We start from the raw sequence: 19884 nt of genomic DNA on the forward strand, positions 1-19884 counted from the left end.
ATCGCGTGCCAAGCGATTCTTGACAGCGCGACGCGACCCGCTCTGCGGAACGCACTATCTCCAGAAGCCGACCGCGCTGGGCCGCGCGGGGAGCGGCCCAGAAGACGGCACCGCTCGGCTGATCCGCCTCCGGCGGATCAGCCGAGCGCCCGCTCGATCTTCGCCGTGATCTCGGTCTGGTCGAGGTAGTTGTCGATGACGACGACCTCGGCGAAGGTCTTGCCGATCCTGTCGATCAGCTCGCTGGAGGTGAGGATGACCTGCGCGTCGGCGGCGAGGGCGTCGACGGAGGCGAGGTCGGAGGCGACGACCTCGGCCTCGAGGTCGAGGGCTTCGAGGGCCCGCTCGGCGCCGAGCTTGAGGATGGCGGAGGTGCCGATTCCGGCGCCGCAGAGGGTGACGATCTTCATGCGCTTCTTCCGTGATGCGGGATGTCGTCGGTGAGGACGGCGTTGATGCTGCGGACGGTGCGGGCGGCGGCGAGGGCCGCGACCGCGTCCGGCTTGCTGAGGACGTCGGCGAGGCCGGAGACGAAGCCGACGTGGCCGTGCGCCTGGGTGGCGGCGATGCCGATGACGACCGAGACCGGGTCGTTGGTGCTGTGGCCGAAGGCGACGGGGTCGGCGAGGGTGACCACCGAGATCCCGTCCGCGAGCACGTCGTTGCCGGGGCGGGCGTGCGCGAGGGCGAGGCCGGGGGCGATCACGATGTAGGGCCCGAGCACGTCGACCTGCTCGACCATCCGGCGGGAGTAGGCCGGGTCGACCGCGCCGCTGCGCTCGAGGGCGCGGCCCGCCTCCATGACCGCCTCGCGCCAGCTGGCAGCGGGGTGCCGCAGTGCCACCGCGGCGTCGGAGAGCGGGTCGAGGGGCATGCTCAGGCCGCCTCGAAGCCGGCGCTGATGGTCTCGATCAGCTCGCGACGCTCGTCCAGCGGCAGGAAGCTGGCCTCGGCCGCGTTGACCTGGAACGCCTCGAGGTCGTCGAGGTCGTACCCGAACGCGTCCGAGAGCAGCGCGAGCTCGCGGCTGAGCGTGGTGCCGCTCATCAGGCGGTTGTCGGTGTTGACGGTGACGCGGAAGCCGAGCTGGTAGAGCAGGTCGAACGGGTGGTCGGCGAGCTCGGTGCCCCACGCGGCGATCGCCCCGGTCTGCAGGTTCGAGGACGGGCTGAGCTCGAGGGCGATCCGCCGGTCCTTCACCCACTCGGCGAGCTCGCCCAGAGTCACGTAGCTGGCATCGTCGTCCTGGCGCTCGATGCGGATGTCCTCCGCGAGCCGGACGCCGTGGCCGAGGCGCAGCGCGCGGCCGTCCAGGAGCGCGGAGCGGATGCTGTCGAGTCCGTCGGCCTCGCCCGCGTGCACCGTCGTCGGGAAGTGCGCCGCGGCGAGGAGCTCGAAAGCGGGGCGGTGCCGCGACGCGGGAAAGCCCGCCTCGGCTCCGGCGATGTCGAAGCCGATCGCGCCGCGCTCGCGGTGGCGCAGGGCGAGCTCGGCGATCTCGAGCGAGCGGTCGGTGTGCCGCATCGCGGTGATCAGCTGGCCGACGCCGAGCCGCGAGCCGTGCGCGGCCGCCTCCTGGACGCCCTGCTCGAGTCCCTCCTGCACGGCCTCGACGGCCGCATCGAGGGTGAGACCGGAGCGGAGGTGCTGCTCGGGCGCCCAGCGGATCTCGCCGTGCACCACGCCGTCGGCGGCGAGGTCGAGCACGAACTCGCGGGCGACGCGCTCGAGCGACGAAGCGGTCTGCATGACGGCGATCGTGGTCTCGAAGGTGGCGAGGTAGTCCTCGAGCGAGCCGGAGTCCGCCGTGGTCGTGAACCACCGCTCGAGGGCCTCGGGGTCCTCGGCCGGGAGGGCGACGCCGGTCTCCGCGGCGATCTCGACGATCGTCTCGGGGCGGAGTCCGCCGTCGAGGTGGTCGTGCAGCGACACCTTGGGCAGGTCGTCGATGAGGATGCCCTCGCCCGGGAGGAGGTACTCCTCGTGGCTGGTGCCGATCTCGGTGCTGTCGGTCACGGTGCTCCTCCGGTGGGACGACGGTTCGCCGACCACCTTACGGTGCCGCCCGCGCCGGCCTCCCTCGCGGCTGCCACCCCGTCCGGGTCGCGGCGGGTCCGCGAGCGGGCCGCGCCCCTCCGGCACGCGGAACGACCTCGGGCACGCCGGAAGTGGAGGATCCCACGAGCCGGGGCCGGTTCCACGAGCCCGACCATCCGCTCGGCTCACCTCCGGCGCGCGGAATCACCTTCGGCACGCCGGAACACGCGGATTCCACGAGCCCGAATCGAGCCTCCGAGCCGAACGTCCGCCGGGCTCGCCTCCGGCACGCAGAGACGGCACCGGCACGCCCGAACCAGCGGATTCGACGAGCCCGACTCGATTCCACGAGCCGGACATCCACCCGAACCACCTCCGGCACGCAGAGACAGCCCCGGCACGCCGGAATCCGTGGATTCCGCGTGCCGGAGGGCGTTCCGCGAGCCGGAGGTCGACCCGAGCGGCGGCGAGGGTCAGGCGATGCGCTCCGCCACCAGCGGGCCGCCGTCGAGGACCGCGTCGCCCTCGTCGCCGATGCGGTACGCGCCGTCCAGCGCCTCGAGCGCGCGGGAGAAGCGGGACGGCTCGTCGGCGGAGAGCGTGAAGAGCGGCTGACCGGCGCGGACCCGGTCGCCGGGCTTCGCGTGCAGGTCGATGCCGGCGGCGTGCTGCACCGCGTCCTGCTGCCGCGCGCGCCCCGCGCCGAGGCGCCAGGCCGCGATGCCGAAGGGCAGCGCCTGCTGCTCGACCAGGACGCCGTCGCGCTCGGCGAGCACGACGTGCGTCTCTCGGGCGACCGGGAGCGCGCCGTCCGGGTCGCCGTCCTGCGCGCGGATGACCGCCCGCCAGGTGTCCATCGCCGCGCCGCCGTCGAGCGCGCCCTCGACGTCCGCGTCGGGCTGCCCGGCCAGCGCGAGCATCTCGCGGGCGAGCGCGAGGGTCAGGTCGCGGACGTCCGCGGGGCCACCGCCGGCGAGCACCTCGACGGACTCGCGGACCTCGTTCGCGTTGCCGATCGCGAGGCCGAGCGGCACGTTCATGTTGGTCAGCAGCGCCGTGGTGCGGACGCCGGCGTCGTTGCCGAGATCGACCATGGCGCGGGCCAGCTCGCGCGAGCGCTCGATGTCGGTCATGAACGCGCCGGAGCCGAACTTGACGTCGAGGACCAGGGCGTCGGTCCCCTCCGCGATCTTCTTCGACATGATCGAGGAGGCGATCAGCGGGATCGCCTCGACGGTGCCGGTGATGTCGCGCAGGGCGTAGAGCTTCTTGTCCGCCGGGGCGAGACCGGAGCCCGCCGCGCAGATCACGCCGCCGACGGTCCGCAACTGCTCGAACATCTCCTCGTTGCTGAGGTCCGCGCGCCAGCCCGGGATCGCCTCGAGCTTGTCGAGCGTGCCGCCGGTGTGACCGAGGCCGCGGCCCGAGAGCTGCGGCACCGCGACGCCGAAGGAGGCGACCAGCGGCATCAGCGGCAGCGTGATCTTGTCGCCGACGCCGCCGGTGGAGTGCTTGTCGACCGTCCGCTTGCCGAGGCCGTCGAAGCTCATCCGCTCGCCGCTCGCGATCATCGCGAGGGTCAGATCGCGGATCTCGTCGCGGTCCATCCCGTTGAGCAGCACGGCCATCGCGAAGGCGGCCATCTGCTCACCCTGGACGTAGCCGCGGGTGTAGGCGTCGATCAGCCAGTCGATCTGCGCGGTCGAGAGCGTGCCGCGGTCGCGCTTGGTGCGGATGACGTCGACGGCGTCGAACGCCTCGACGGGGGTGGACGTGGTCATGCGGGGTCCTCGGTTCAGGAGTGGGAGCGGGAGGCGGCGGGGCGGGACTACTCGGCCGCGTACGCCTCGAGGGTGCGCGGACCGAACGCGTCGGGGATGACCTCGTCGATCGTCTTCACGCCCGACACGGTCTGCAGGAGCATCCCGTCGGCGGAGTGCTCGAAGAGCAGCTGACGGCAGCGCCCGCAGGGCATCAGCACGCCGCCCTTGCCGTCGACGCAGGTGAAGGCGACGAGCCGGCCGCCGCCCGTCATGTGCAGCGAGGACACCAGCGCGCACTCGGCGCAGAGGGTCAGGCCGTAGGAGGCGTTCTCGACGTTGCAGCCGGAGATCACCCGGCCGTCGTCGACCAGGGCGGCGACCCCCACGGGGAACTTCGAGTACGGCACGTAGGCCTTGCCCATCGCGTCGAGCGCGGCGGTGCGCAGCGCGTCCCAGTCGATGTCGGTCATCGGATCCGTCCTCACGATTTGAGATAGGGCTTGCCGGCGGCGGCCGGCCCGCGGGACTGCCCCACCAGGCCGGCGACCGCGAAGATCGTCACCACGTAGGGCAGCATCAGCATGAACTCGCTCGGCACCGGCGAGCCGATGACGCCGAGCACGTTCTGCAGGTTGGTCGCGAAGCCGAACAGCAGCGAGGCGAGGGTGGCCTTGATCGGGTCCCAGCGGCCGAAGATGACCGCCGCCAGGGCGATGAAGCCCGCGCCCGCCGTCATCTCCTTGCCGAAGGCGCCGACCGCGTCGAGCGTGTAGTACGCCCCGCCCATGCCGGCGATCGCGCCGGCCAGCGAGACGTTCCAGAACCGCGTCCTGGCGACGTTGATGCCGACGGTGTCCGCGGCCTGGGGGTGCTCGCCGACCGCGCGGAGCCGCAGGCCCCACTTCGTCTTGAAGAGCCCCCACCACACGGCGAAGATCGCGAAGTACATCAGGTAGACGATGATCGTCTGGTTGAACAGCACCGGGCCGAGGATCGGCACCTGGCTGAGTCCCGGGATCGGCAGCCGGTCGAACTTGACCGGCGAGTTGAAGACGGCGGCGTCGCTGGTCAGCACCTGCGAGTAGAGGAAGCTCGTCAGCCCCGTCACGAGGACGTTGAGGACCACTCCGACGATCACCTGGTCGACCAGGTACTTGATCGCGAAGGCGGCGAGCACGAACGAGACCAGCACGCTCGCGACCATCGCCGCGAGCAGGCCGAGCACGGGCTGGCGGGTCAGCGAGCCGACCATCGCCGCGGTGAAGGCGCCGGCGAGCAGCTGGCCCTCGATCGCGACGTTGACCACGCCGACGCGCTCCGAGATGACGCCGCCGAGCGAGCCGAAGATCAGCGGGGTCGCGAGCCCGACGGTGCCGAGCAGCAGACCCGGCAGCGGCAGGGTCGCGCCCGCGGACGCCCAGACCAGGAAGCCGACCAGGAAGACGAGCGCGAAGAGCGCCGAGAGCCAGAGCGGCAGGCGGCGGGCCGAGCGGGTGAACGCGACGGCGACCGCCGTCAGACCGACCAGGACGACCGCCACGACCACGCCGGTGGCGCGGGTCGGGAACGGCAGGTCCGGCAGGGCGAAGAAGTCGTTGCCGGAGGCGAGGCGGAACGAGCTGGTGCCGTCGCGGCCGAGGGCCACGAACAGGATCACGGCCAGCAGCGAGAAGATCCCGAACGCGATCGGGGCCTTCCAGCTGCGGACGGCGACCCGGGACGCGGTCCCGGGGGCACGGGTGACTGCGGTGGTCATGCGGACACCTCCGTGGTGCGGCGCGTGCGGCGCTTCGGGGCGACCCCGGGCGTCGGGAGGCGGAAGATCGCGCGCACCAGGGGCGGCGCGGCGATGAAGAGGACGATCAGCGACTGCACGACGAGGACCACGTCGATCGGCACTCCCTCGGCGGCCTGCATCGAGTAGCCGCCGGCCTTGAACGCGCCGAAGAGGATGCCGGCGAAGAACACGCCCCAGGGCCGCGAGCGGCCCAGCAGCGCGACGGTGATCGCGTCGAAGCCGATGCCCGCGTCGATCCCGGAGGTGAATCCGGTGGTGACCGTGCCCATCACCTGCGCGCTGCCGGCCAGGCCGAGCAGGCCGCCGGAGAGCAGCATCGCGTACACGTAGCTGTTCTTGACGTCGATGCCGGCGACGCGGGCCGCGTGCGGGTTCTCGCCCACCGCGCGGAACTTGAAGCCGATGCTCGAGCGGTTGAGCAGCCACCAGACGAAGACCGTCGCGAGGATCGCGACGACGAAGCCGAGGTTCAGCGAGTAGCCGGAGCCGAGGAGGTCGGGGAAGACCGCCGTGTCCTTCATCCCGGGCGACTTGGGGTTGTTCGAGCCCGGAGCCTGGAGGGCGCCCGGCGTGCGCAGGAGGTAGGAGACGAAGTAGAACGCGACGTAGTTGAGCATGATCGTGAGGATCACCTCGTGCGCGCCGGTCCGCGCCTTGAGCAGGCCGACGAGGCCGCCCCAGAGCGCACCGCCCAGGATGCCCGCGGCGAGGGTGATCACCAGGTGCACGCCGAACGGCAGGTCGAAGGAGAAGCCGACCCAGCCGGCACAGGCGGCGGCGATCAGCATCTGGCCGCGGCCGCCGATGTTGAACAGGCCGACGCGGAAGGCCAGGGCGACACCGAGACCGCCGGCGATCAGCGGCGTCGCGAAGGCGAGCGTGTCCGTCAGCGGCTTGATGCCGTTCGCGAAGCCCTCGCGGCGGAAGTTGTAGACCGAGCCTTGGAAGAGCGAGGAGTACGCCCCCGCGACCGACTGCCAGATCGCCTGCAGCGTGTCGAGCGGCCGGGCGAAGAAGTAGCCCGAGGCCGACTGGACCTCGGGGTCGGTCGCGGCGATCAGCACGCCGCCCGCGATTAGCGAGAGCAGGACGGCCAGCACCGACATCAGCGCGGTGCCGGAGAGGATCTCGCGGAGGACGCGCGAGGCCCCGCTCTCGATCGGGCCGTGCCGCGCCTCCTGACCCGGCTTCTGGCCCGGCTCGAGGCCGGTCGCCCTCTCGGACTCGGCGTCCGGATCGACGGCGGGCAACTGCGCGTCGCTCATGCGGCCGCACCCTTCTCGGCGGGCGACTGCCCGGCCATCATGAGCCCCAGGGTCTCCCGGGGAGTATCGGCGGGGACGATCCCGATGATGCCGCCCTTGTACATGACCGCGATGCGGTCGGCGAGAGCCGCGACCTCGTCGAGCTCGGTCGAGACGACGATGACGGGCACGCCCGTGTCGCGGGTCTCGACGATGCGCTTGTGCACGAACTCGATCGAGCCGACGTCGATGCCGCGGGTGGGCTGGGCGGCGATGAACAGCCGCAGTTCGCGGCTGAGCTCGCGGGCCAGGACGACCTTCTGCTGGTTGCCACCGGAGAGTCGGCCGACGTGGGTGGTGATGCCCTGGGCGCGGACGTCGAACTCGCGGACGCGCTCCTCGGCGAACGTCTCCAGCACCTTCAGCTGCAGGCCGAGGCCCTTGACGAAGGGGCCGCTGTCGCTGCGGTCGAGCATCAGGTTCTCGGCGATGGTGAACTCGGCGACCAGGCCGTCCTCGGTGCGGTCCTCGGGGACGAAGCCGACCCCGGCGTCGAGCACGCGCCGGACGGAGAGGCCGTCGAGCCGTCGGCCGTCGAGGGTCACCGTGCCCTCGACGCGCTCCTGCAGGCCCATGATCGCCTCGGTCAGCTCGGTCTGACCGTTGCCCTGCACGCCGGCGATCGCGAGGATCTCGCCGCGGCGGACCTCGAACGAGACGTCGTCGACGACGGCCTGCCCGTTCGCGTCCCGGACGGTGAGGTGGCTGACGACGAGGGCCTCGTCGCCCGCCCGGGCCGGCTCCTTCTGCACGGTGAGCTCGACCGCGCGGCCGACCATCAGCGAGGCCAGCTCCGCGTTGCTCGCGGTCGGCGAGGCCTCCCCCACGACCTGGCCGAGGCGGATGACCGTGATGCGGTCGCCCACCTCGCGGACCTCGCGCAGCTTGTGGGTGATGAAGACGATCGCGGTCCCGGAGGCGCGCAGCTGCCGCATGATCGCGATCAGCTCGTCGGTCTCCTGCGGGGTCAGCACCGCGGTCGGCTCGTCGAAGACGAGGACCTTCGCGTCGCGGGAGAGCGCCTTGATGATCTCCACCCGCTGCTGGACGCCGACGGGCAGGTCCTCGACGATCGCGTCGGGGTCGACGTCGAAGCCGAAGCGGTCGGAGATGTCGCGGACGCGGGCGCGCGCGGCGGCCAGATCGAGCCGCCCGCCCGACTTCGTCTCCTCGTGGCCGAGCATGACGTTCTCGGCGACCGAGAAGACCGGGACGAGCATGAAGTGCTGGTGCACCATGCCGATGCCCGCCTTCATGGCGTCGCCGGGGCCGGAGAAGCGCTGGACCACGTCGTCCAGCAGGATGTCGCCCTCCTCCGCCTGGTACAGCCCGTACAGGACGTTCATCAGCGTGGACTTGCCCGCGCCGTTCTCGCCGAGGAGGCAGTGGATCTCACCGGGTTCGACGGTGAGGTCGATGTGATCGTTGGCCACGAGAGCGCCGAAGCGCTTCGTGATGCCCCGCAGTTCGAGCTTCATGGGTCCAATCTAACTTTCGGTGCGGGGTGCCAGCGCGCGGGAGCCGGCGGGACAGCCGACGAGAGGCCGGTGGGCCCGAGCAGAACTCGGGCCCACCGGCCTCTTCGTCAGTGCGCTGCGATCGATCCTGGGATCAGGACGCGGCGGGAGCGGACGGCGACTCGACGGTGATCGAGCCGTCGATGATGCCCTCCTTGATGGTGTCCAGCTCGCCCTGCAGGTCGGCCGAGACCTTCGACTCGAAGTCGTGGAACGGCGCGATGCCGACACCGTCGTTCTCGAGCGTGCCCACGTACGGGGTCGCGTCGAAGGCGTCGGCACCCGCGGTGGAGGTGACGTCGGTCGTGCCGGCCTCGATGCCCTTGAGGATCGAGGTCAGGTACAGGTCGCCGCCGTCGGGGTAGGTCTCGTACAGGTCGGCGTCGACACCCACCATGGCGATCTCCTTGCCGGAGTCGCGGATGGCCTCGATGGCCGACTGGAAGATCGGGCCGCCGACCGGGAGGATGACGTCGGCGTTCTGGTCGATCAGGGACTGCGCGGCCGACTTGGCCTCGACACCGGCGGCGAAGCCTCCGGTGAAGGAGCCGGTCTGCGCGGCGACGTCCCAGCCGACGACCTTGACGTCGGTGCCCTTCTGCTCGTTGTGGTACGCCACGCCGTCCGCGAAGCCGTCCATGAAGATGGTGACGGTCGGGAACTGCTGGCCGCCGTAGGTGCCCACGACGCCCGTCTTCGAGTAGGAGGCCGCCGCGTAGCCGGCGAGGAACGCCGACTGCGAGGTGTCGAAGGTGATCGGCTTGACGTTCGGCAGGTCGATCGACGCGTCGTCGATGATGGCGAAGTCGATGTCGGTGTTCTCCTCCGCCGCGGCCGAGGTGGCCTCGGCGAGGGCGAAGCCGACGGTGATGATCAGGTTGCAGCCCTGGTCGACGAGGCTCGTCAGGTTGGGCGCGTAGTCGGTCTCGGACTCCGAGGTGACGGTCTTCGGGGTGACGCCGAGGTCCTCGGACGCCTTCACGAGGCCGTTGTAGCCGAGCTCGTTGAACGACTTGTCGTCGAACCCGCCCGCGTCGGAGACCATGCAGGGCAGGAAGTCGCCACCGGCGGCGGCGCTCGAGCCGGTCTCCTCGGGGGCGGAGGCGCAACCGGCGAGAAGCGCGGTGACGCCCAGAGCGGCGAGACCGCCGAACGCGGCCTTACGCGTGGTGATAGTCAAGATTCGTCCTCCAAGATTCGGCCCCGCGCGCACGATCGGCACTGCAGGGCATCGATGACCTCACGTTACCCAAGGTGTCGGAACGCTCAGCCGCCGCGGAGGGCCAACTCGGGAAGCGTTACACAGTGTTGATCTTGGGGAGGAGCCGCAGGCGGCTCCTCCCCCGCGGTCGGCCACCTGGAGTGGTGCGTTCCGCAGAGCGGGTCGCGCCGGGCTGGCCGGAATCGCTGGCACGCGATTCCGGCTCGCGGCCCTCGACCCTGCGGGCGATGGCGTGCGGGAGGCCCGCGCCGCGGAGGGCACATGTCCGGCCAGAGGCACTACCAGCTGCTCACGGCGCGCGCCCTCAGGACGCGCGGTCGCACGGTCGCGCGGGCATGCTGATCGAGTAGCGCGCGGAGCGCGCGTATCGAGATCCACAGACGTCAGAACGTGGGTCTGCAGAACCGCCCTGCTGGGGACGGCGGTCTCGATACGCCGCTGCGCGGCTACTCGACCACAGGGGGTCGAGCGCGGCTGCCTCCAGCCATGCTGATCGAGTAGCCCTCGCGGAGGGCGTATCGAGATCCCCCTGTTCCAGGACGACGGATCTCGCGGCGATCGGCTAGAGGACGTCGGTGCGGCCCGAGAGGCGGAGGGCGTCGACGACGCCCTTCACCTTCTGGGCGTTCTCCGTGGTGGTGACTAGGAGGGCATCGGGGGTGTCGACGACGACGATGTCCTTCACGCCGATCAGCGCGATGGTGCGGTTGCCGCCGCTGACCACGATGCCGGTCGCGGAGTCGGCCAGAACGCGGGCGTCCTCGCCGAGGATCGCCAGGTCGGAGCGCAGGCCGCTCGCGTGCAGCTTCGCGATCGACGCGAAGTCGCCGACGTCGTCCCAGGAGAAGTGGCCGGGGACGACGGCGAGCTTGCCCTCCGCGGCGGCCGGCTCGGCGACCGAGTAGTCGATCGCGATCTTCTCCAGGCCCGGCCAGATGCGGTCGACGACCGCACCGCGCTCCGGGGTGTCCCACGCCTCGGCGAGCTCGAGCAGACCCGCGAGCAGCTTCGGCTTCGAGCGGCCGAGCTCCTCGAGCAGGCGGTCGGCGCGGGCGATGAACATGCCGGCGTTCCAGAGGTACTGACCGCTCTGGACGTAGGTGCGGGCGGTGTCGGCGTCGGGCTTCTCGACGAAGGAGTCGACGGCGAGCGTGTGCGCGGCGCCCTCGATGCCGAGGTGGTCGCCGGTGCGGATGTAGCCGAAGCCCACCGCCGGCTCGGTCGGCGTGATGCCGATCGTCACGATGAAGCCGGCGTCGGCGGCGACGACCGCCTCGGCCACCGCGTCGTGGAAGAGGTGCTGACCGCTGATCACGTGGTCGGCCGCGAACGAGCCGATGATCACGCCGGGCTCGCGGCGCTCGAGGATCGCGGCGGCGAGGCCGATCGCGGCGGAGGAGTCGCGCGGCTCGCTCTCGAGGACGACGTTGAGGTCCTCGAGGCTCTCGAGCTGCTGCTCCACCGCGGCGCGGTGCGCACGGCCGGTGACGACCATGATCCGGTCGGCACCCGAGATCGGGGCGAGGCGGTCCCAGGTGTCGCGGAGCAGGGTCTGGCCCGAGCCGGTGAGGTCGTGCAGGAACTTCGGGGCGTCGGCCCGGGAGAGCGGCCACAGCCTCGAGCCGATCCCGCCTGCCGGGATCACGCTGTAGAAGCGGTCGAGCGGGGCGCGGCCATCGGTCTCAGGTGATGTCATGTCCGCAGGATACAAGGGCGCCCGGACGTGTCCGTCCGTTCACCCGGGCGCGCTCCCGCGTTCACACGGCGCCCGTAGCGTCCGGAGGGTGAGAGTCGCGGTCGTCACGGAGAGCTTCCTCCCGTCGTTGAACGGTGTCACCACGAGCGTCCTCCGGGTCCTCGACGAGTTCGCGGCGCGCGGGATCGAGGCCCTCGTCGTCTGTCCTGCCGCGGGGGCGCCCGGGCACTACGCCGGCCACCGCGTCGTGGAGCACCCGGCGATCGCCTACCGCGACTTCCCCGTCGGGATCCCGACGCTCGCGCTCACCCGCGAGCTCGCCGCCTTCGAACCCGACGTCGTGCACGTCGCCTCGCCCTTCCTTCTGGGGGCGCGCGCCATCGCCTCCGCGAACCGGCTCGGTGTGCCCAGCGTCGCGATCTACCAGACCGACGTCGCGCGCTTCGCCGCCCGCTACGGCATCCGCGGCGCTCGGGCGCTGGCCTGGCGGGTGATCCGCCAGATCCACGCGGGCGCCGACCTCACCCTCGCCCCCTCGACCAGCGCGCTCGACGACCTCGCCGCGGCCGGCATCGAGCGCACCGCGCTCTGGGGGCGCGGCGTGCAGAGCGACCGCTTCCACCCGCGGATGCGCTCCTCCCCCTACGCCACCGAGGTGCGGGCGCCGGTCGCCCCCGGCGACGCGCTCGTCGGCTACATCGGCCGCCTCTCCCCCGAGAAGCGCGTCGAGCGCCTGGCCTCCCTCTCCTCTCTTCCGGGCGCGGACCTGGTCGTCGGCGGCTACGGCCCCTCCTCCTCCCGGGTCGCGGCGGCGCTCGGCTCCTCGGCGCGGATGCTCGGACGGCTCGACGGGGAGCGACTGCCCGCGGTCTTCGCGGCTCTGGACGTCTTCGTGCACACCGGCACCGAGGAGACCTTCGGGCAGACCGTGCAGGAGGCGCAGGCCTCGGGCACGGCGGTCGTCGCCCCGCACGCCGGCGGCCCGACCGATCTGATCGAGCACGGCGTGGACGGGCTGCTCTACGCGCCGGAGAGCGACTCCGATCTGCGTCGGCAGGTCGAGCGGCTGCTGGACGATCCGGGGCTCCGCTCGAGGCTCGGCGAGGCGGGCCGGCGCCGCGTGCTTCACCGCACCTGGAGCGCGCTCACGGACGAGCTCCTCGCGCACTACGCGACGGTCGGCGCACCCGTGTCGATGGCCCGCGGCAGCTAAGGCTCGCCTAAGCCGCGGCGACCGGGCCCGGCGCTTAGAATCGTCGAGCGAGTGTTCTCGCCGCTCCTCCGCCCCGCCCGCGTCCTCGAGTCGCGGGTCCGGTCAGGCCGACGGAGCAGTCAACCAGGGAGGGTTGTTCGTGTCAGTTTCAGCTGCTCAAACCCTCGCACCCCGGAAGCAGGGGAAGATCCGCCGTCCGGCCGGAACCCTCTACCGCGGTCGCGAAGGCATGTGGTCGTGGGTGCTGCACCGGATCACCGGTGTCGCCATCTTCTTCTTCCTCCTCGTGCACGTCCTCGACACGGCCCTCATCGCCGTGAGCCCCGAGGCGTACAACGCGGTCATCGCCCAGTACAAGAACCCGATCATGGGCCTCGGCGAGACCGGTCTCGTGGCCGCGATCGCGTTCCACGCCATGAACGGCCTGCGCATCATCCTCGTCGACTTCTGGAGCTGGGCCACCCGGAACCAGCGCCTGCTCTTCTGGGTGGTCATCGGCCTGTGGGTCGTGCTGATGCTCGGCTTCGCGCCCCGCCACCTCATCAACGTCTTCAGCGAGGGAGGTGCCCATTGAGCACCGTCGCCGCACCGCGGACTCCGCACGTCCCGACCCGCTCCTCCGGCACCAACTGGGAGAAGTGGGGCTGGATCTACATGCGCGCCTCCGGCATCGTGCTGATCGTCCTGATCTTCGGGCACCTGATCTTCAACCTGCTGCTCGGCGACGGCATCAAGGCCATCGACTTCGGCTTCGTCGGCGGCAAGCTCGCCAACCCGTTCTGGCAGTGGTGGGACGTCGCGATGCTCTGGCTCGCGCTCATCCACGGCGGCAACGGCATGCGCACGCTCGTGAACGACTACGCGACCTCGCCGCTGCTGGCCCGCGTCTTCAAGGGCGGCATCGTCGTCTCGGTCGTCGCGCTGATCGCGCTCGGCACCTACGTCGTCTTCGGCTTCAACCCCTGCCCCACCGGCGGGGACCCGAGCCTGCTGCCCTCCTTCTGCGCCGCCTAGGCGCCCGGTGCCGCGCGGTCCGTCCGCGCGACACCGCCACGCCACCGGGAGCGCCCCTCCCCCACTCCCGCCCTTCCACCCCGTTCAACGGAGCAGTCACCCAGTGAGCACACCAGGCCACGTCCACAGCGGCGGCTCTGATCAGAGCGCCTTCACCCAGACCCTCGGCGCCGACGGCGTCCACTACCACCAGTTCGACGTGGTGATCGTGGGAGCCGGCGGAGCGGGCATGCGCGCCGCGATCGAGGCCGGGCCCAAGGCGAAGACCGCCGTCATCTCCAAGCTGTACCCGACGCGATCGCACACCGGTGCGGCGCAGGGCGGCATGGCCGCCGCCCTCGCGAACGTCGAGGAGGACAGCTGGGAGTGGCACACCTTCGACACCGTCAAGGGCGGCGACTACCTCGTCGACCAGGACGCGGCGGAGATCCTCGCGAAGGAGGCCATCGACGCGGTCATCGACCTCGAGAACATGGGCCTGCCGTTCAACCGCACCGAGGACGGCAAGATCGACCAGCGCCGATTCGGCGGGCACACCCGCGACCACGGCAAGGCACCCGTGCGCCGGGCCTGCTACGCGGCGGACCGCACCGGCCACATGATCCTGCAGACGCTGTTCCAGAACTGCGTCCGCCTGGGCATCAACTTCTTCAACGAGTTCTACGTGCTCGACCTCGTCATGACCGAGGTCGACGGCGTGAACAAGCCGTCGGGCGTCGTCGCCTACGAGCTGGCGACCGGCGAGCTGCACGTCTTCCAGGCGAAGGCGATCATCTTCGCCACCGGCGGCTTCGGCAAGATCTACAAGACGACGTCGAACGCGCACACCCTCACGGGCGACGGCGTCGGCATCATCTGGCGCAAGGGCCTCCCCCTCGAGGACATGGAGTTCTTCCAGTTCCACCCGACCGGCCTCGCCGGGCTCGGCATCCTCCTCACCGAGGGAGCGCGAGGAGAGGGTGCGATCCTCCGCAACGCCTCGGGCGAGCGCTTCATGGAGCGGTACGCCCCGACCATCAAGGACCTCGCGCCGCGCGACATCGTCGCCCGCTGCATGGTCCAGGAGGTGGCGGAGGGCCGCGGCGCCGGCCCGCACAAGGACTACGTGCTGCTGGACTGCACCCACCTCGGCGCCGAGGTGCTCGAGACGAAGCTCCCGGACATCACCGAGTTCGCCCGCACCTACCTGGGCGTCGACCCGGTCGTCGAGCCGGTGCCGGTGATGCCGACAGCGCACTATGCGATGGGCGGCATCCCGACCAACGTCAAGGCCGAGGTCCTCTCGGACAACACCACCGTCGTCCCCGGCCTCTACGCCGCCGGCGAGTGCGCCTGCGTCTCGGTGCACGGCTCGAACCGCCTCGGCACCAACTCGCTGCTCGACATCAACGTCTTCGGGAAGCGCAGCGGCAACAACGCCGCCGACTACTCGCAGACCGTCGACTTCACTCCCCTGCCCGAGAACCCCGCCGGCGCGATCCGCGACATGCTCGCCTCGCTCCGCGGAGCCACCGGCACCGAGCGGATCGCCTCGATCCGCAAGGAGCTGCAGGACGAGATGGACAAGAACGCCCAGGTGTTCCGCACCGACGAGTCGCTCGAGCAGGTCACCGGCACCATCCAGCGCCTGCGCGACCGGTTCCGCAACATCTCGGTGCAGGACAAGGGCAAGCGCTTCAACACCGACCTCCTGGAGGCGGTCGAGCTCGGCTTCCTCCTCGACCTCGCCGAGGTCGTCGTCTACTCCGCCCGGAACCGCAAGGAGAGCCGCGGCGGCCACATGCGCGACGACTTCCCCAAGCGCGACGACGAGAACTACATGCAGCACACGATGGCGTACCTCTCCGGTGACGCCCACTCCTCCGACGCGGGCGACCACATCCGCCTCGATTGGAAGCCCGTCGTGATCACCCGGTACCAGCCGATGGAGAGGAAGTACTAGTCGTGTTGTCCGCCACTCTCGAGCAGCCCCCCGCCGCCCCCGCGGCCCCGGAGGCGTTCACCGTCACGTTCATCATCCGCCGCTTCGACCCGGAGCAGGACACCGAGCCGCGCTGGCAGGACTTCGACGTCGAGATGTTCTCGACCGACCGCGTCCTCGACGCTCTGCACCGGATCAAGTGGGACCAGGACGGGTCGCTGACCTTCCGCCGCTCCTGCGCGCACGGCATCTGCGGCTCCGACGCGATGCGGATCAACGGCCGCAACCGCCTGGCCTGCAAGACGCTGATCAAGGACCTCGACATCTCGCAGCCGATCTACATCGAGGCGATCAAGGGCCTGCCCCTCGAGAAGGACCTCGTCGTGGACATGGAGCCGTTCTTCGCCTCCTACCGCGAGGTGCAGCCGTTCCTGATCGCGAACACCCCGCCCACCAAGGGCAAGGAGCGCGTGCAGTCGGTCGCCGACCGCGCCCGCTTCGACGACACCACCAAGTGCATCCTCTGCGCGGCGTGCACGTCGTCCTGCCCGGTGTTCTGGACCGACGGGCAGTACTTCGGCCCCGCCGCGATCGTGAACGCGCACCGCTTCATCTTCGACTCGCGCGACGACGCGGGCGGAGCGCGCCTGGACATCCTCAACGACAAGGAGGGCGTCTGGCGCTGCCGCACGACCTTCAACTGCACCGAGGCCTGCCCCCGCGGCATCCAGATCACCCAGGCGATCGCCGAGGTGAAGCAGGCCGTCATCCGCGGCCGCGCCTGACGCTTCCTCCCCCGTTCGGCCCGTCGTGATCCTCGGATCCGGCGGGCCGTTCGTCGTCCCCGGGCCCGGCGGTGCACCTCCGGCACGTGGAAGCAGCTCCGGCACGCCCGAATCCGGTCGATCGCCGAGCCCGAGCCGGAATCACGAGCCGAACGCGAGGCCCATTCCACCTCCGGCACGCGGAAACAACTCCGGCACGTTGGACACCGGCAAATCGACGAGCCCGAGCCGGAATCACGAGCCGAATGTGAGGCACATCCCACCTCCGGCACGCGGAAACTGCTTCGGCACGCCCGAAGACGGCGGATCGACGAGCCGGACCCCGAATCGCGAGCCCGACGTCCTCGGAGCCGGCCCTCGATCGCCGGTCATCTCCTCCACAGTCGGCGGAGAGCGCGAGCCCTCCACCGAACGGGCGATCAGGTCCGCACGGATCGCCGTCCGACGGCAGAGTCGGCGCATGCAGTACGGAGTGCACCACATCGGCTACCTTCACGCGGTCGGCGTCGACGCCACCGCTGCCGTGCGATCGGGGGCACTGCGCCGCATCAGACGCGGTTGGTATGCGTCGCCGCACGCCTCGGCGGAGGAGCTGCGCGCGGCGGAGGCCTGCGGGTCGCTGTCCTGCAGCTCGCTGCTGGCGGAGTCGGGCGCCTTCCGTCCGCCCGACACCCGACTCCACCTCGCCATCACCTCCAGCTCGCGCCCGAGACCGCGAGAACTGGGCAGCGACGTGGTCACGCACTGGAGTCGCCGTGCACGACCGCCGGAGTACCGCTCCATCCGGACGACGCGCACCGAGGCGCTGACCCAGGTCTTCCTCTGCCAGCCTCTCGAGCTCGCCGTCGCCGTCGCCGATTCGTGCCTGCGTCTGCGCCTCATCGGGGCCGATGCTCTCGCCCAGGCGCTGGCGGCGCTGCCCCGTCGCTTCGCCGTCGTCGCGGAGCTCGTCGACGCCCGGTCGGAGTCCGGGACGGAGTCTGCCACTCGGGTCCGCCTGCATCTGCTCGGCATCAGGTGCGACATCCAGGTCGAGATCGACGGCGTCGGCAGGGTCGACCTGGTGATCGACGGGTGGCTGCTCCTCGAGATCGACGGTCGGGCCTGGCACGACGACCCCCACGCCTTCCAGCGAGACCGGGATCGCGACCGCGCAGCAGCCGAGCGCGGGTACACGACGCTCCGCTTCACCTACGCGGACGTGATGCATCACTGGGCACGCACCCGCGACAGCATCCTCGCGGTCCGCGCGCGCGGCCCGCTCCGCTGAGCCCCGCCCTTCCGGCGCGAGGACGCCTCCCGTGACGGTCAGAGGCGCACGGTTCGAGGAAGCCGAGGTCTTCGGTCGACCACCGGACGGCAACGCCGATGCTCCGGCGCGCGGACCAGGCTCCGGCACGCAGGAGGGACGCGATTCCACGAGCCGGAGGCGATCCCGCGAGCCGGAGGTCGCGGTGCGCCCGCCTGGGCACGGGGAACACGCTCCGGCACGCCAGAAGCCCGTGCACCCGCGAGCCGGAGGCGATCCCGCGAGCCGGAGATCACGATGGACTCACCCCGGCGCACACGGAACAGGCTCCGGCGCGACGGAGTGACGTGCTTCCGCGAGCCGGAGGTCGCTCCACGAGCCGAGGGTCGCGTCGGGGGCATTCGGGCACGCGGAAAGCGCTCGGGCACGTCAGAATCGGCCGGAGTGACGAGCCGGGGGCGATTCTGCGAGCCGGAGGTCGCGCGGCCGAGGTTCGGCACGCGGAAACCACTCCGGCACGCCGGAAGTGCGCGATTCCACGAGCCGGGGATCGTTCCGCGAGCCGGACGTGACGGCGTCGGCGCTTCGGCACGCGAGACGAGCCTCGGCTCGTCAGAAGCGCGCAGGACGACGAGCCGGAGGCGATTCCGCGAGCCGGAGGTCGCGCGGCCGAGGTTCGGCACGCGGAAACCACTCCGGCACGCCGGAAGTGCGCGATTCCACGAGCCGGAGATCGCTCCGCGAGCCGGACGTGATGAAGTCGGCACCTCGGCACACGAGACGAGCTTCGGCACGTCAGAAGCGCGCAGGACGACGAGCCGGAGGCGATTCCGCGAGCCGGGGGTCGCGCGGACGAGGTCCGGCACGCGGAAACCCCTTCGGCACGCGGGAAGCAAGCAATTCAACGAGCCGGGGATCGTTCCGCGAGCCGGACGTGATGGCGTCGGCGCTTCGGCACGCGAGACGAGCTTCGGCTCGTCAGAGGCGCGCATGACGACGAGCCGGAAGTGATTCTGCGAGCCGGAGGTCGCGCCGCCGCGGGCAGCGGAGGCATGCGTCTCGGAGCCGGGCCCGGCGCCCTACGCTGGAGGGCATGACGGAGGCGGCGACCGAGGCACCGCGCGGCATCCCGGCGCTGTTCGAGCGGATCATGCGGACGCGGCCGGTGCGGGTGATGCTGCACTACTCCGAGAGCGGCGGGCCGCTGTTCGCGTCGGGGCTCGCCTTCCAGGCGCTGTTCGCGATCTTCGCTGCGCTGTTCGTGTTCTTCGCGGTCTTCGGCTTCGTCCTGCGCGACAACGCGGCGCTGCGCGACTCGCTGCTGCAGCTGCTCACCAGCTCGGTGCCCGGGCTGATCGGCGGCAAGAACGCGCTGGTCTCGATCGACACGCTGCTCAATTCCACGATCCTCGGCTGGACCGGGGTGATCGCCGCGGCGGGTCTGCTCTGGACGGCGCTCAACTTCCTCGGCAGCCTCCGGCAGGCGGTGCGGATCCTGTTCTCCCTGCCAGGTCCGACCGTCCTGTTCGTGCTGCTCAAGCTCAAGGACGCGGGGCTCGCGCTCGTCTTCGGCGCCGTCCTCATCGTCTCCGCGGCGCTCTCGGTGTTCTCGACCTCGTTCGTCGACGTCGCGTTCGACGTCCTCGGGATCGGCAGCGACTCCACCCTCGGCCGGGTCACCGGCACCGTCGTCGGCCTGCTGATCATGCTCGCGCTCGACACCGCGACGCTCGCCGGCTCGTTCCGGATCCTCAGCGGCATCCCGATCCCGTGGAAGAACCTCTGGGTCGGCGCTCTGATGGGCGGGATCGCGCTCGGCGCGCTCAAGGTCCTCGGAACCCAACTGCTGGGCGGAGCCTCGCGCAACCCGCTGCTCGCCTCCTTCGCCGTCCTGATCGGTCTGCTGATCTGGTTCAACCTGGTCTGCCAGGTGATCCTGATCGTCGCCTCCTGGATCTCGGTCGGCATGAGCGACGCCGGCATCTCGGCGCGCAAGCGCACGCCGCATGAGATCGAGCGCGAGCGCGAGGAGCAGCTGCGCCTCGCCCGCCGCACCCTCGCCGAGGCGGAGCGCGAGCGCCTGCGCGCCGCCCTGCCGGACGCCTCGCTGCTCAAGCGCCGCCGCCTGGAGAAGCAGCTCTCGCGCATCGAGGACGAGCTGGCCGACGCGGCCGCCTGACGCCGCGACCCACGCTCTCCTCGACGCCGATGCGGCCGCCTGAGCCCTGGCGCGGAACGACGTCTGTCGAACATGTCCGTTTCTGTTGACAACGGACACGAACGGGTCTAAAAAGATGTAAACGCAGATCCGAGGTCGACACCGACATCGCGGACGAGGCTTAGCATCTCGCGAGACGACGGAGTC

Annotated in this window: 17 protein-coding genes; 7 read left to right on the forward strand and 10 right to left on the reverse strand. The window is 70.9% G+C overall.

Annotated elements, in window-relative coordinates:
- Positions 1–137: 137 nt before the first annotated feature.
- The 10 genes from EDF35_RS00715 to EDF35_RS00760 form a co-directional block, all read right to left on the reverse strand.
- Positions 138–410, reverse strand: a complete 273-nt coding sequence (locus EDF35_RS00715) for a PTS sugar transporter subunit IIB (protein ID WP_127886065.1) — start codon at positions 408–410, stop codon at positions 138–140.
- The gene (locus tag EDF35_RS00720) at positions 407–874 is read right to left on the reverse strand and encodes a PTS sugar transporter subunit IIA (protein ID WP_123702574.1); all 468 of its coding nucleotides are present in this window, start codon (positions 872–874) and stop codon (positions 407–409) included. Before EDF35_RS00720 ends, EDF35_RS00715 begins: the two co-directional genes overlap by 4 nt.
- 2 nt (positions 875–876) lie before the next feature.
- Positions 877–1998 carry an adenosine deaminase gene (locus tag EDF35_RS00725; RefSeq protein WP_133961435.1) on the reverse strand — a complete coding sequence of 374 codons (1122 nt, stop codon included), beginning with the start codon at positions 1996–1998 and terminating at the stop codon, positions 877–879.
- Positions 1999–2510: 512 nt separating this feature from the next.
- Positions 2511–3818 (reverse strand): thymidine phosphorylase, encoded by a 1308-nt coding sequence (locus EDF35_RS00730; RefSeq protein ID WP_133960459.1) that lies wholly within the window; start codon positions 3816–3818, stop codon positions 2511–2513.
- 47 nt (positions 3819–3865) lie between these two features.
- Positions 3866–4270 (reverse strand): cytidine deaminase, encoded by a 405-nt coding sequence (locus tag EDF35_RS00735; RefSeq protein WP_123445294.1) that lies wholly within the window; start codon positions 4268–4270, stop codon positions 3866–3868.
- An 11-nt stretch (positions 4271–4281) separates the two neighbouring features.
- Positions 4282–5556 carry an ABC transporter permease gene (locus tag EDF35_RS00740; protein ID WP_123702571.1) on the reverse strand — a complete coding sequence of 425 codons (1275 nt, stop codon included), beginning with the start codon at positions 5554–5556 and terminating at the stop codon, positions 4282–4284.
- Entirely contained in the window at positions 5553–6863 is a 1311-nt protein-coding gene (locus EDF35_RS00745) for an ABC transporter permease (RefSeq protein ID WP_133960460.1), read from the reverse strand. Before EDF35_RS00745 ends, EDF35_RS00740 begins: the two co-directional genes overlap by 4 nt.
- Complete coding sequence (locus EDF35_RS00750; protein ID WP_133960461.1) at positions 6860–8380, reverse strand: ABC transporter ATP-binding protein; 1521 nt, start codon at positions 8378–8380, stop codon at positions 6860–6862. Before EDF35_RS00750 ends, EDF35_RS00745 begins: the two co-directional genes overlap by 4 nt.
- A gap of 133 nt (positions 8381–8513) precedes the next feature.
- Positions 8514–9599: a BMP family ABC transporter substrate-binding protein gene (locus EDF35_RS00755; RefSeq protein ID WP_123702567.1), complete on the reverse strand. Its 1086-nt coding sequence runs from the start codon at positions 9597–9599 to the stop codon at positions 8514–8516.
- Positions 9600–10203: 604 nt separating this feature from the next.
- Positions 10204–11337, reverse strand: coding sequence for a mannose-1-phosphate guanylyltransferase (locus EDF35_RS00760; RefSeq protein ID WP_123702565.1), 1134 nt, complete (start codon positions 11335–11337; stop codon positions 10204–10206).
- A gap of 88 nt (positions 11338–11425) precedes the next feature.
- On the opposite strand from EDF35_RS00760, the gene EDF35_RS00765 reads away from it, so the two are divergent.
- The 7 genes from EDF35_RS00765 (at position 11426) to EDF35_RS00795 (ending at position 19698) form a co-directional block, all read left to right on the forward strand.
- Positions 11426–12550 (forward strand): glycosyltransferase family 1 protein, encoded by a 1125-nt coding sequence (locus EDF35_RS00765; protein WP_133960462.1) that lies wholly within the window; start codon positions 11426–11428, stop codon positions 12548–12550.
- Between the two features lie 187 nt (positions 12551–12737).
- Positions 12738–13124 carry a succinate dehydrogenase, cytochrome b556 subunit gene (gene sdhC / locus EDF35_RS00770; protein ID WP_260300765.1) on the forward strand — a complete coding sequence of 129 codons (387 nt, stop codon included), beginning with the start codon at positions 12738–12740 and terminating at the stop codon, positions 13122–13124.
- Positions 13121–13564 (forward strand): succinate dehydrogenase hydrophobic membrane anchor subunit, encoded by a 444-nt coding sequence (locus tag EDF35_RS00775; protein WP_133960463.1) that lies wholly within the window; start codon positions 13121–13123, stop codon positions 13562–13564. Before sdhC ends, EDF35_RS00775 begins: the two co-directional genes overlap by 4 nt.
- A 199-nt stretch (positions 13565–13763) precedes the next feature.
- Positions 13764–15506: a succinate dehydrogenase flavoprotein subunit gene (gene sdhA, locus EDF35_RS00780; RefSeq protein WP_243587270.1), complete on the forward strand. Its 1743-nt coding sequence runs from the start codon at positions 13764–13766 to the stop codon at positions 15504–15506.
- 2 nt (positions 15507–15508) lie between these two features.
- Positions 15509–16270 (forward strand): succinate dehydrogenase iron-sulfur subunit, encoded by a 762-nt coding sequence (locus EDF35_RS00785; RefSeq protein ID WP_133960465.1) that lies wholly within the window; start codon positions 15509–15511, stop codon positions 16268–16270.
- 460 nt (positions 16271–16730) lie between these two features.
- Entirely contained in the window at positions 16731–17540 is an 810-nt protein-coding gene (locus EDF35_RS00790; RefSeq protein ID WP_133960466.1) for a DUF559 domain-containing protein, read from the forward strand.
- A gap of 1072 nt (positions 17541–18612) precedes the next feature.
- Positions 18613–19698: a YihY/virulence factor BrkB family protein gene (locus EDF35_RS00795; RefSeq protein ID WP_133960467.1), complete on the forward strand. Its 1086-nt coding sequence runs from the start codon at positions 18613–18615 to the stop codon at positions 19696–19698.
- Positions 19699–19884: the final 186 nt, after the last annotated feature.

It is taken from the genome of Rathayibacter sp. PhB151, from assembly GCF_004366415.1.
In the GTDB taxonomy this organism is placed as follows: Bacteria; Actinomycetota; Actinomycetes; order Actinomycetales; family Microbacteriaceae; genus Rathayibacter; species Rathayibacter festucae.